This is a genomic window from Devosia sp. MC1541 (genome assembly GCF_012847305.1).
Lineage (GTDB): Bacteria > Pseudomonadota > Alphaproteobacteria > Rhizobiales > Devosiaceae > Devosia.
Map to the genome: position 1 here is coordinate 201,966 of NZ_JABBDZ010000005.1, position 12,942 is coordinate 214,907.

Below are 12,942 nucleotides of genomic sequence, written 5' to 3' on the forward strand. Positions count from 1 at the left end.
AACCCTAAAATCGGCAAGAAGTGCCCATTAACAACTGCGGAGTCGGGAAATGGGACTGATGGACATGCCGGTGTTTTCAGCACTGACCGATAAAATGCGTTGGCATCAAAGCCGACAAGGATTGCTCGCAGAGAACGTCGCGAATGCCGAAACACCCGGTTATCGCGGTCGAGATCTTGCGCAGTATGACTTTGCTAAAAGAGCAAAGCAAATGAGTTCAGCTTCGATCTCCACGATCGCAACCCAGCCTATGCACATCGTTGCATCTTCAGAAGGCGGTCAGTTCGCAGCCCAGCGAATGGCAAACTTCGAAGTCACACCCGAGGGCAATGGGATCACGCTCGAGGATGAGATGATGAAAGTAACAACCAACATGATGGACTACCAAGCGGCGACGTCGCTGTATCAGAAGTCGGTCCGTATCCTGCGCGTGGCGCTGGGTAAGAACGTTTGAGGTAGATCATGGATTTTAATTCATCACTCAAGATCGCCGCTACTGGACTGCATGCTCAGACAGCGCGCATGCGCGTCATAGCAGAGAATATCGCCAATGCGGACTCGGCTGGCAAAGCGCCGGGTGAGGACCCCTATCGTCGGCGGATCCCAACATTCCACGCTAGCTTTGATGCTGAAGTGGGCGGACGCATCGTCGAGGTTGGCCGGTTGGCGTTGGACCAATCCGACTTCATTCCACGCTACGAGCCAAGTCACCCTGCTGCAGATGAGAGTGGCTACGTTCAGTATCCAAACGTGAACAGCATTATTGAGACCGCGGACATGAGGCAGGCGCAGCGTAGCTACGAAGCCAATCTCAACGTTGTCACGGTCACACGTCAGATGCTCGGGCGCACCCTCGACATTCTTGGCGGTTAATAACCCTTTTTATTGGAGCTTTTGTTATGGCACTTACTACCCCACTAAATGCCGCAACTAGCGCTTATACCAACGCTAGCCGTCTCGTTACTATGCAGCCGCTGCCGATGACCGATCTGCAGGCGAACCTCGGTCCGAGCAACGACTTTGCGTCCATGCTGGCGAGCAATGTTCAGAGCGTGCTCGACAAAGGTCAGACTTCGGATGCACTGGCCATTGATATGGTCAATGGCAAGGCGAATGTCATCGATATGGTGACTGCGCTTTCTGAAACCGAAATGGCTATTGAAAGCATGGTCACCCTTCGGGATCGTGTGATTTCCGCCTACGAAGAAATCATGCGGATGTCGATTTAAGACTAAGTTTTGGGGAGCCCGGCCAAATTCAGAGCCGGGCTACCCCGAATTGCGCTACCCTAACGGCCTGATTCCACCGGAACCCTGTCATGTCTGGCGCAGAAACACTCGATATTGCTCAACAAGCGATTTGGGCTTTGCTCATCGTATCGCTACCATTGATGCTTGTTGGCCTTGCCGTCGGTGTTGTCATCGCGCTTTTCCAGGCGCTAACGCAAATCCAAGAACAAACGCTCGTCTTCGTGCCGAAGGTGGTGGCGATGTTCCTTACCATGTTGCTGATCCTGCCCTTTATGGGGGCGACCATGTCGGGCTTTATGGATAAAGTCGTCGACATGATTATCGTCGGGTTCTGAGGTGACGGTCAGCCTAAATTGGCTGCCAGATGTGGCCTTTGCGTTCATGGTCTTGTTCGCACGCATCGGTGCGTTGCTGATGCTGATGCCTGCCCTCGGAGAGAAGACCATCCCGATGCGGCTTCGCTTGTGCTTTGCGCTAGCGTTCACGTTTGTGGTTTTTCCCCTTCTTAGTCCCCTCATTCCCGCTATGCCGACTGACTTAGGCGCTGTCGTCGGCCTGTTGCTGCATGAACTGGCTATTGGGCTGATAATCGGCGGGATTATTCGCATCACGACAATGGCAACCCTAGTGGCGGGGACCATTGTGGCGTTCCAAACGGGTCTATCGGGTGCGCTCGGAGCTGACCCCGGCCAAGCTGGTGCGCAAAGCGCCGTGTTTGCGAATTTTCTGTCTTTTTTGGGTTTGGCGCTCATCTTTTCGACAGACCTGCATCATCTTGCTCTTGCCGCGATTTATGACAGCTACGGCGTCTTCTCCATATCTGCCCCGATGATGTTTGAAGACTTTATGCAGCTTGCCCTGCAAACCGTGGCGAGTGCTTTCGCAGTGGGCGTACAGATGGCAGCGCCGTTCATCGTTTTCGGCCTGGTCTTTAACCTTGGCTCGGGCATCCTCGCGCGTCTCATGCCTGCGTTGCAGGTGTATTTCGTGCTTATGCCTGCCAATATCTTGGTCGGCATCCTGCTCCTCTTCCTTCTCCTCTCGATGATGATGGGCTGGTATCTCACCGCCTTCGAAGAGCATCTGACGATGTGGCGAGGCTAAGAGATGTCAGACGAGGATAAAGACTCCAAAACCGAAGACCCCTCCCAGAAAAAGCTCGATGACGCACACAAAAAGGGTGATGTCGCGAAAAGTCAGGAGGTCACCTCCTGGTTTATGCTCATAGGCATCACCGGCGTCTTCGCCTCGGTCTCGCCTTGGGTTGCCAGCGAGCTCAACACGTCACTCAGTCTTGTCCTGATGAACGTTGATCAGATCGACATCAGTGCCGCTGGCTTTTCTGATTTCATCAGTCGCTTAGTTTATTCTGTCCTCGGGGTCATGTTGATCCCGCTTATAATTCTGTTTGCCTGCGGCGTGCTGGCGAATTTGGTACAACACAAGCCGGTTTGGTCCGCGCAGCCCATCACGCCCAAGCTATCCAAAATTTCTCCATTAGCAGGGGCAAAGCGCCTGTTCTCTTCTGAAGCTCTGGTGAACTTCGGCAAGGGGCTCCTTAAAATCATCATTGTTGGCGCCGTCGTGGTGGCAGTGTGTTGGCCGGAACGCGACCGACTGGACACGATGATGACCGCTGATCCGCTCGTTATGCTCTTGGATTTTCAAGAACTCGGCGTGAAAATCCTCGGCGCAGTTCTGATTGTCGTGACGATTATCGCTGGTGCGGACTACTTCTACGTGCGTCAGAAGTGGTGGAAGCGTCAGATGATGTCCGTTCAGGAAACGCGCGAAGAGTATAAGCAGCAGGAAGGCGATCCGCATGTGAAGGGACGCCTGCGTCAGCTGCGGCAAGAACGGTCTCGTAAGCGCATGATGGCGCAGGTCCCTAATTCTACCGTGGTTATCGCAAACCCTACGCACTTTGCGGTGGCGCTAAAATACGATGCTAAGATGGCTGCGCCAATTTGCGTCGCCAAGGGCGTTGATGCCGTTGCTCTGCGCATTCGTGCCTTGGCCGAAGATAGTGACGTGCCTGTGGTTGAAAACCCACCCCTCGCTCGCGCGCTCTATGCCACTGTGGATCTTGATGAAACCATTCCAATCGAGCACTTCAAGGCTGTTGCTGAAGTCATCGGTTTCGTGATGGGGCTGAAAAATCGGCGTGGAGGTTGGCGTCCGACGCGGTAGATTGACTATGAAGATTAACTCCTTCGGGCTCCCAACACCGGCCCCCATTTGCTAATCCTTTTTTAATTGTCTCGATTCGGGACGTTGGAGCACGTAATTATGGCAAGGACGCCGCTCGGCGAGCATAGCTATCCCGAACCCGTCCTCGACGCTGCGCGTGGCGGAACGGGATTGTGGCGCGTTATACTACTCGGCGCGGCGCTGATTGCGGCGGCGGTTGTGTTTTCTCTCTTCGGGGAACGCATATCGCCCGAGATTGTGATGAGTTTCGTTGGGCTGCTAGCTGTAGCGGGTGTGTTTTTCCTGTTCGGGCTTGCGGCCAATCTCTTCCGCTTCGCCTCAACCGAAGAACGTCGTACCGTCAATCATGCTCTGGTCGATAGCATGCCCTTTGGCGTGCTGATTGCTGACCGTGATGGCAAGATTTCATATGTGAACCATCATTATGGTAGTTTCCCCGGCGGCGTCACCAATGGTGTCCCTGTTGGCGTACCGCGCCTTTTTGCGGGTTATGCCGATGCGAGCGAGGCGGTTTACCGACTGTCGCGCGCTGCCAAGGAAGGCCGAAATGCCATCGAAGACATTCGAATTCCGGGTGGCCTCGGTGGTTCTCAGGCTGAAGCCAATCGTGTTTTCTGGTATCGTGTCGCAGTGCGTCCGCTCCCTGCTAGTGACGAAACGACCAAGCCTTTAGTCACTTGGTCGGTAGAAGACATTACGCGTGATCGCGAAAACAACGAGACGGCGTTCCGCGATCTGCAGCGCGCCATTGACTATCTTGATCACTCTCCTTCCGGTTTCTTCTCTGCCGATGCCCAAGGCCGCATCCAGTATCTCAACTCGACGTTGGCGGATTGGCTGGGCTATGATTTGGCCGAGTTTAATGTCGGCCAGTTGGCGCTATCGGACATTGTCCGTGGAGACGGTGCGTCGCTGCTGATGCGTGGTCGTGGCGATGGCGAAATTCGCACGGAGATCATCGACATTGATTTCGTGCGCCGCAATGGCACGACATTGCCGGTGCGTCTGTTGCACCGTGCTGCGCGCTTGGCCGATGGCGAACTCGGGGAAACCCGCACGTTGGTGCTCGATCGCTCCAGTGCTCCAGACAATGAAGAAGCGCTACGCGCCGCTGAAGTGCGCTTCTCGCGCTTCTTCAACGATACGCCATTTGCGATTGCGACCCTTGATGGGGAAGGGCGGATTGTCCGCACCAATGCACCATTCAGCCGTATCTTCCAGTGGTCGGGGGAGGCGCAAAGTCTGGAACTGCATCCGGTCGTGGACTTAGTCGATGGCTCCAGCCGCGACAAGCTGGTGAAGGCCATTGCCGACGCTATGTCGGGGCGGTCGGCCGTCGAGCCTGTAGATGCGACGCTCAATATGGAAGGCGATCACGCGGTTCGCCTTTATATCTCCGCTTCGGAACTCAGTGCTGGTTCGCCTGAACAGGTGAACGTCTACGCGCTTGATATGACGGACCAGCGCAAGCTCGAAGCGCAGTTTGCGCAAAGCCAGAAGATGCAGGCGATTGGTCAGTTGGCAGGCGGCATTGCCCACGATTTTAACAATCTCCTCACCGCTATTATTGGCTTCTCCGATCTCCTCTTGCTCAAGCACAAGTTGGGCGATCCATCCTTTAATGAGCTGATGCAGATCAAGCAGAACGCTAATCGCGCGGCCGGTCTTACCCGGCAGCTCTTGGCTTTCTCGCGCCGCCAGACATTACGGCCGCAGGTGCTTGAATTGCCGCTGATCGTTGATGATTTGACGGTGCTGTTGAAGCGCATGATTGGCGAAAAGAACCAGCTGGCCGTCGATCATGGCCGTGATATTTGGCCGGTTCGCGCTGACGTGGTGCAGCTAGAGCAGGTTATTATCAATCTCGTTGTTAACGCCCGTGACGCTATGCCAAATGGCGGCTCGATCACAATTCGCACCAGCAATGTGGGCGAGATCGACGTTGTTTCCATGCGCCACGAAGGCATGCCGGCAGCCGATTACGTGCTCATCGAGGTGGAAGATACCGGTACCGGTATGAGCCCGGAAATCCTGCAGAAGATTTTCGATCCTTTCTTCACCACCAAGGAACTAGGCAAAGGCACCGGGCTTGGTCTGTCGACCGTTTATGGCATCGTCAAACAGACCGAAGGCTTTATCTATCCGGTTTCGACCGTCGGCGTGGGCACGACTTTCAAGATCTTCTTGCCGCGTCATGTACCGACGATTGAAGAAGTGCAGAAGGCAGCTATTGCGGCCGCCGTGCCAGCCAAGGACCTAACCGGTCACGAGCGTATTCTGCTCGTGGAAGACGAGGAAAGCGTCCGTGCCTTCTCCGCTCGCGCGCTGCGGGCGACCGGCTATGAAGTGCTCGAAGCCGATAGCGGGGAAGAGGCGATCTGGGTGCTCGAAGATCACAATTATGAGGTCGATCTGATCATCTCTGATGTGGTGATGCCGGAAATGGACGGTCCGACCATGCTCAAATCGATCCGTGGTAAGATCAAGAATCTCAAGATCATCTTCGTATCTGGCTATGCTGAGGAAAGCGTACGACGCGACATTGAGGACGATCAGAGTGTCGACTTCCTGCCAAAGCCTTATTCGCTCGACGACATCAATTCCAAGGTCAAGGAAGTGCTGCAGCGCCAGGACAAGCCGAACTGATCATGTAGTCTGAACAAAAAAGCCCGCTTCATGAGAAGCGGGCTTTTTACTGCGCGGGTGAGGGGATCAGTAGAGCCCCAAAACTTTCACGTCCTTGTCGGCATCGATCGCAACGCCATTGCGGAGCGGTAGACCGAACTGGGTCTCTTCGATTTCGAAGACGTCGCCGGGTTGAGTCGAAATCCCATCAGCAAAGCTCAGTGTTGCTGTCCCGAACATATGCACATGCACATCTCCTGGCTGGCAGAACAGATCGTATTTGAAGTGGTGGTATTCGAGATTGGCTATGGTGTGGCTCATGTTGTCCTCGCCGGAGAGGAACGGTTTTTGCCAGAGAACTTCGCCATTACGCAGGATGCGCGAGGTGCCCTCCACGTGCTTCGGTAAATCACCGACACGGATTTCAGGGCCAAATGAACACCAGCGCAGTTTCGAATGTGCGAGGTACAAATAGTTGATGCGCTCGGTGACATGGTCAGAAAACTCATTGGCCACAGCAAAGCCGATGCGGCGCGGATTGCCATCCGCATCGATCACGTAAATGCCGGCCATCTCCGGCTCTTCCCCGGCGTCGAGTGCAAAGTTTGGGGATGGGATTGGCTGGCCGGGCTTCGCAACGATATTGCCATTGCCCTTGTAGAACCACTCCGGCTGCACGCCACGCTCACCGTCTTTTGGTTTGCCGTTCTCAAGTCCCATACGGAACATTTTCATGCTGTCGGTCAGCTCTTCGACAGGCTTAGAACCATTTGCCTTGTGCATAGCGTCGCGGGTTGCTGCCGAACCAAGGTGGGTTAAACCCGTTCCGGTAACATGCAAATGGGCGGCATCAGGGTGGTCAATGGGTGAGAGCAAGCGCCCTGCGGCGGCGAGTTCTGCCTTGTCGACAGTTTCACCAAGACCCACCGATTTGACAACTGCGGGGATGCCGCCTTCGGTCGAAAAAGCCTTCTGCGCCAGGGCGTAGACGCTCGTGATCTCGTTGAGGCGGTTCGTGACGCCGTCGAGCGTTACGCCTACAGCGCGCGTGTTGTTGTCGTCCAAATATTGTATGAGATGCATATCAGTCCTCGGCTGCGCTTCCCCTGAGCGGGGGCATAAAACCTAAGCTTTTGGCAGCTGTCTAGCTATAAATCATACTTTTTAAAGTGACGCGACAGGCGCGGCAGAATCGCGGCAATTGGGCCCTGAACTGGCTGTCTCTCAAAAGTCTGGCTTTGTTCTCATTTTCGGCCTTGACTGAACGGGTACAAAATGAGAACAAATGCGATACAGATATCGCACATTGGCTAGATCCTCTCGTTGCAGTGACTTCGAGAGCGTGAAATAAGGAGACAGCATTATGGCAGCTTCGTCGCTTCGCGTTGTTGAAGGTGGATCTATGGACAAGGACAAGGCTCTTGCGGCCGCGCTGAGCCAAATCGAACGTAATTTCGGTAAAGGCTCAATCATGCGCTTGGGTGAAAACCAGGCGATTGAAGTTGAAGCTATTTCAACCGGTTCGCTGGGTCTCGACATCGCGCTGGGCATTGGTGGTCTGCCAAAGGGCCGTATTGTCGAGATTTTTGGTCCGGAAAGCTCCGGTAAGACTACATTGGCGCTGCATGTTATCGCGGAGGCCCAGCGTAAGGGCGGCATCTGCGCGTTTGTGGACGCCGAGCACGCACTTGATCCGGTCTACGCTCGTAAGCTTGGCGTGAATATCGACGACCTGTTGATTTCGCAGCCGGATACTGGCGAGCAGGCGCTTGAAATCACGGACACCTTGGTGCGCTCGGGCGCGATCGACGTGCTCGTCATCGACTCGGTTGCGGCTCTCACCCCTCGCGCTGAACTTGAGGGCGAAATGGGCGATAGCCTGCCGGGCCAGCAGGCGCGTCTGATGAGCCAGGCCATGCGTAAGCTGACCTCGTCGATTTCGAAGTCGAAGTGTCTGGTTATCTTCATCAACCAGATCCGTATGAAGATCGGTGTGATGTATGGTTCGCCAGAAACCACCACTGGTGGTAACGCGCTGAAGTTCTATGCGTCGGTTCGCTTGGACATCCGTCGTATCGGTGCTCTCAAAGATCGCGAAGAGATCGTTGGTAACCAGACCCGCGTCAAGGTGGTCAAGAACAAGCTTGCTCCGCCGTTCCGTCAGGTCGAATTCGACATCATGTATGGCGAAGGCATTTCCAAAACTGGTGAATTGCTCGATCTGGGTGTGAAGTCTGGTATCGTCGATAAGGCGGGCGCTTGGTTCTCTTGGGAAAGTCAGCGTCTGGGGCAGGGGCGTGAAAATGCCCGACAGTTCCTCAAGGATAATCCAGAAGTCGCCAACACCATCGAACAGGGTGTGCGCGAAAGCTCCGGCCTCCTCGGTGAAGTGCTCTTGGTGGCGGCCGGCGAAGACGACGCAGGTAGCGAAGACTAAGATTGAAATTGATTGCACTACCCCCGCTTCGGCGGGGGTTTTTGTTTTCCGGGGGGACGCTTTAGGTCAAATAATTGACAAAGCCGTCACAGCACTTGGGGCAAATGCGCCACTTGCTGAAAACTCGCCGGTTTTTCCCCGTCCAACGCTGGACACACAACGAGCCATCACGATAAATAGCCCCCAAATTTTCCTACTCGGGCGTCACTGCGCCCGCTCGCCATGAAAGCCTGTGTATGACCAGCGTAAACGATCTTCGTTCGAGCTTTGTCGACTACTTTGCACGCAATGGCCACGAAGCCGTTGCCTCGAGCCCGCTCGTCCCGCGCAATGACCCGACGTTGATGTTTACCAATGCGGGCATGGTCCAGTTCAAGAACGTCTTCACCGGCGTTGAAAAACGTCCTTACTCGACCGCGACGACGGCACAGAAGTGCGTACGCGCTGGCGGTAAGCACAACGATCTGGACAATGTGGGCTTTACCGCGCGCCACCACACTTTCTTTGAAATGCTCGGCAACTTCTCGTTTGGCGATTATTTCAAGTCCGACGCGATTGAATTGGCTTGGAACCTCCTCACCAAGGACTGGGCTCTTCCAAAAGACAAGCTGATGGTCACCGTCTATCAGGACGATGATGAGGCTATGGAGCTTTGGAAGAAGATTGCTGGTCTTTCTGAAGATCGCATTGTTCGCCTCGGCGCCAAGTCCAACTTCTGGCAGATGGGCGATACCGGCCCTTGCGGTCCGTGCTCGGAAATCTTCTATGACCACGGCGATAAGGTCTGGGGCGGCCCTCCGGGTTCTCCTGATGAAGATGGCGATCGTTGGATCGAAATCTGGAACCTTGTTTTCATGCAGTTCGAACAGCATGCCGATGGTTCGCGTACTGGCCTGCCACGCCCGTCCATCGATACCGGCATGGGTCTTGAACGTATCGCTGCAGTGATGCAGGGGGTTCACAACAATTACGATATCGACCTGTTCAAGGCGCTGATCTCGTCTGCCGCTCACGCAACCAATTCCGACATCAACGGTCCGGGCAATCGCTCGCTGCGCGTAATTGCCGACCACTTGCGTTCGATGAGCTTCCTCATTGCTGAGGGCGTTCTGCCATCCAACGAAGGCCGTGGCTATGTTTTGCGCCGCATCATGCGCCGTGCGATGCGTCATGCGACCCTTCTGGGTGCTAACGAGCCAGTGATCCACAAGTTGGTTCCAACTCTCGTGCGCGAAATGGGTCAGGCGTATCCAGAACTAAGTCGTGGCGAAGCTATGATCGCGGAAACCGTCCGTCTTGAAGAAGGCCGCTTCCTCAAGACCCTTGGCCGTGGCCTGCAGATTCTCGAAGCCGAAACCGCTTCGCTGGGCGAAGGCGACGTTCTCGCTGGCGCGACCGCGTTCAAGCTCTACGACACCTACGGGTTCCCACTCGATCTGACCGAAGACGCACTGCGTTCGCGTTCGATCACTGTTGACCAGGCAGGCTTTGATGCCGCTATGGCGCAGCAGAAGGCTGAAGCGCGCAAGAACTGGGCTGGTTCGGGCGAAGCGGGCACCGACACCGTTTGGTTCGGTCTTGCGGACAAGCTCGGCCCGACCGAATTCCTCGGCTACGAAACCGAAACCGCTGAAGCTGAGATCAATGTCATCTTGGTCGATGGCAAGGAAGTCACTCAACTCTCCGCTGGTCAGGACGGCATTGTCGTCGTCAATCAGACACCGTTCTATGGCGAAAGCGGCGGTCAGGTCGGCGATAGCGGCGTGATCAAGGCTGATGGCGTTACTGCCCTTGTCACCGATACCAACAAGTATCAGGGCGTCTTCGCGCACCGTGTCTCCGTCAAGGAGGGGGCGCTGAAGGTCGGTCAGGCTGTTGAGCTGGTTGTCGATCACACACGTCGTTCGGCGATCCGTTCGAACCACTCCGCGACCCACTTGCTGCACGAAGCGCTCCGCCTCGTTCTCGGTGATCACGTTGCGCAGAAGGGCTCGATGGTTTCGGCCGATCGTCTGCGCTTTGACTTCGTCCACACCAAGCCAATGACCCCACAGGAATTGGCAGAAGTTGAAGACATCGCCAACGCGATCATTCTCCAGAACACCCCAGTTGAAACACGCCTAATGGGCGTGGAAGAAGCCAAGGAATCTGGCGCGCGCGCTCTGTTCGGCGAAAAATATGGCGACGAAGTTCGCGTGGTTTCCATGGGTGAGCCTACCGGCAACGGTGTTGGCTGGTCCGTTGAACTTTGTGGCGGTACGCATGTGAAGCGTACTGGCGATATCGGCCTAGTGTCGATCGTTTCGGAAGGCGCAGTTGCCGCTGGTGTTCGCCGCGTGGAAGCACTCACCGGCACTGCTGCTCGTCATCGTGGCAACACCAATATCCAGTTGGTTTCCTCGGCTGCCGGTCTCCTACGTTCGGGGACCCACGAGGTTCTTGATCGCATTGAAGCTCTGCAGAACCAGCTTAAGAGTGCTGAAAAGGCTCTTGCTGATGCCCGTCAGAAGTTGGCGCTCGGCGGCAGCGGTGAGGGTGGCGGCGCGACCGAAACAGTCAATGGCGTAACCTTCGTTGGTCGCGTGGTTGAAGGCATTGCGGCTAAAGACATCAAGTCGGTCGTTGACGCTGAGAAGAAGCGTATTGGTTCCGGCGTGGTTGTCGTTGTCCTCAAGGGTGAAGACGGCAAGGGCACTGTTGCTATTGGCGTCAGCGAAGACCTCACCGCCAAGTACGCTGCAGGCACACTGATCAAGTCCGCTACAGTTGCTCTCGGCGGTCAGGGCGGCGGCGGTCGTCCGGATATGGCTCAGGGTGGTGGACCAGACGCTTCCAAGGCTGAAGACGCTGTGGCAGCCATCCGCGCGCTGCTCTAAGCGCGTCAGCTCGAAATACAAAAGCCCCGTCGTGAGACGGGGCTTTTTTCATGGCTACTGGCCGGTACGGAAGAAGAAGATGCGGGGCTTCCAGCGGATCGGTCTGCGGTCGCTGATGACGTTGAGGAGGCCAGCGATCACCACGATCACCATGCCGATGATAGCCACCCAATCCGGGTATTCGCCAAAGAAGAGTGCCCCAAATAGTATAGCCCAGATGAGCTGGCTGTATTGTACAGGGGCCACGATGTTGGCCGGTGTGACCTTCGTGGCTGCAATGACAAGTAGCCCGCCGAGCCCTCCGAGGAGGCCAATGCTGAGGAAGATCAGCATCTGTTCCCACGTTGGAATGACGAAGGTTGGGATCATCAACAAGCCATTGATGATCGCCGAATAGAGCACTTGCAGCCCGACAATGCTAACACGCCGCTCGCGGGGCGCCACATGGCGCAGAATGATGGTGGTGATCGAGCCAAGGAAGGCGCCGAACATCATAATGTAGTGGCCGGGTAGGACTTCACGCACGCCGGGACGGATGACCAATACAACGCCCAAGAAACAGAGGACCAGCAGCAGCCAACGCTGGATGGTGACGTGTTCCTTGAGAAACACCACTGAAAGTATGGTGACGAATACAGGTGTGGTGAAGCCGATCGCATAGACGTCGGCAAAGGGAATATGCGTGAAAGCGTAGACTACGCAGGCGCTCCCCGTAATTGCCGTCGCGCAGCGGAGGTGCAAAAGCCAAGGGTGGTGGAGCTTGTATATGTCGCGAAAACGCTCGCCTTCTTTGCGGAGCATCAAAGGGATGATGGAGAATATGGCCGTAAAAAACGCGACTTCAAAGACGGATATGCCAGAGCCGATCACTTTGATCAGGGCGTCGCTCATCGAGAAAACGGCGTAGGCGACAAACGCAAGTAGGACGCCGATAGGCATCAGGATCACTCAGTGAAAAAAGGGAGATTCGGTAGACGTAACTACCATACGAGTGAAATCTTACTCCGTCACTCACGGAGTGCGCCGCTTTGTATGATTTTTCAGGAAGGTGATGAAGATAGGGGGCGGTTACGTTGCGTCGGGAGGTGAAAGGTATTTAATGAAAGTTGTTTAAGTTCTCCGTCGCTGGTTCGGCTTTGCTTTCAAATTGAAGTTGCGCGTTACTTTATTGGCTTCTGTTAGTGGTTAGTTTGACTTGTGATGGCGTGGTCTATTGCTATCAGTTTAGTTGTTTGCCTATTTTCGTCTCTGGGTGCGAAGCATAGTGCAGGGCTGGTTTCGGTTCTGCCTCGTGAGGAGAGCCTAGATTGAACTTGATTAAACTCTTTTCCGGAGCTGAAGACCCGCAAGAACTGGCTCGCTGAGCCTGCGGCTGCGATTGTGGTCGTCTGATTTCCGTGTTTGAGCAGATTTGGTGCGGCGTTTGGCGATCGGCGGTGCCCATTGACGGCGTTTCCCGGTCATCCGGGCAGACTCATGGCGCGGTTGCGCGCTTTTCGTGGAAGACGAGGCGGTCGAAGTTGTAGGCCAGATTGGCCAAGGT

11 protein-coding genes are annotated in these 12,942 nt (G+C 55.3%); 9 read left to right on the forward strand and 2 right to left on the reverse strand.

Annotated elements, in window-relative coordinates:
• The first annotated feature begins 49 nt into the window (after positions 1 to 49).
• From flgB to HKD40_RS08270, 7 genes are all read left to right on the forward strand, one after another.
• Complete coding sequence (gene flgB / locus HKD40_RS08240; RefSeq protein WP_169195250.1) at positions 50 to 454, forward strand: flagellar basal body rod protein FlgB; 405 nt, start codon at positions 50 to 52, stop codon at positions 452 to 454.
• 8 nt (positions 455 to 462) lie between these two features.
• Complete coding sequence (gene flgC / locus HKD40_RS08245) at positions 463 to 873, forward strand: flagellar basal body rod protein FlgC (protein ID WP_169195251.1); 411 nt, start codon at positions 463 to 465, stop codon at positions 871 to 873.
• Between the two features lie 26 nt (positions 874 to 899).
• On the forward strand, positions 900 to 1,229 hold the full coding sequence (locus HKD40_RS08250) for a flagellar hook-basal body complex protein FliE (protein ID WP_169195252.1): 330 nt from the start codon (positions 900 to 902) through the stop codon (positions 1,227 to 1,229).
• Between the two features lie 89 nt (positions 1,230 to 1,318).
• Positions 1,319 to 1,585, forward strand: coding sequence for a flagellar biosynthesis protein FliQ (fliQ, locus tag HKD40_RS08255; protein ID WP_169195253.1), 267 nt, complete (start codon positions 1,319 to 1,321; stop codon positions 1,583 to 1,585).
• A gap of 1 nt (position 1,586) precedes the next feature.
• Positions 1,587 to 2,354, forward strand: coding sequence for a flagellar biosynthetic protein FliR (gene fliR, locus HKD40_RS08260; RefSeq protein ID WP_248306509.1), 768 nt, complete (start codon positions 1,587 to 1,589; stop codon positions 2,352 to 2,354).
• Between the two features lie 3 nt (positions 2,355 to 2,357).
• Positions 2,358 to 3,440, forward strand: a complete 1,083-nt coding sequence (gene flhB / locus HKD40_RS08265) for a flagellar biosynthesis protein FlhB (protein ID WP_169195254.1) — start codon at positions 2,358 to 2,360, stop codon at positions 3,438 to 3,440.
• A 99-nt stretch (positions 3,441 to 3,539) separates the two neighbouring features.
• A complete protein-coding gene (locus tag HKD40_RS08270; RefSeq protein ID WP_169195255.1) occupies positions 3,540 to 6,107 on the forward strand; it encodes a cell cycle histidine kinase CckA in 2,568 nt (855 codons plus the stop codon).
• Between the two features lie 66 nt (positions 6,108 to 6,173).
• Here HKD40_RS08270 and araD1 read toward each other — a convergent pair whose 3' ends face one another.
• A complete protein-coding gene (gene araD1 / locus HKD40_RS08275) occupies positions 6,174 to 7,169 on the reverse strand; it encodes an AraD1 family protein (RefSeq protein ID WP_169195256.1) in 996 nt (331 codons plus the stop codon).
• 280 nt (positions 7,170 to 7,449) lie between these two features.
• On the opposite strand from araD1, the gene recA reads away from it, so the two are divergent.
• Together recA and alaS are read left to right on the forward strand one after the other, a co-directional pair.
• On the forward strand, positions 7,450 to 8,523 hold the full coding sequence (gene recA / locus HKD40_RS08280) for a recombinase RecA (protein ID WP_169195257.1): 1,074 nt from the start codon (positions 7,450 to 7,452) through the stop codon (positions 8,521 to 8,523).
• Between the two features lie 236 nt (positions 8,524 to 8,759).
• Positions 8,760 to 11,399: an alanine--tRNA ligase gene (gene alaS, locus HKD40_RS08285; protein WP_169195258.1), complete on the forward strand. Its 2,640-nt coding sequence runs from the start codon at positions 8,760 to 8,762 to the stop codon at positions 11,397 to 11,399.
• 54 nt (positions 11,400 to 11,453) lie between these two features.
• On the opposite strand, the gene HKD40_RS08290 is transcribed toward alaS, so the two are convergent.
• Entirely contained in the window at positions 11,454 to 12,338 is an 885-nt protein-coding gene (locus HKD40_RS08290; RefSeq protein ID WP_169195259.1) for a DMT family transporter, read from the reverse strand.
• Between the last annotated feature and the right edge of the window lie 604 nt (positions 12,339 to 12,942).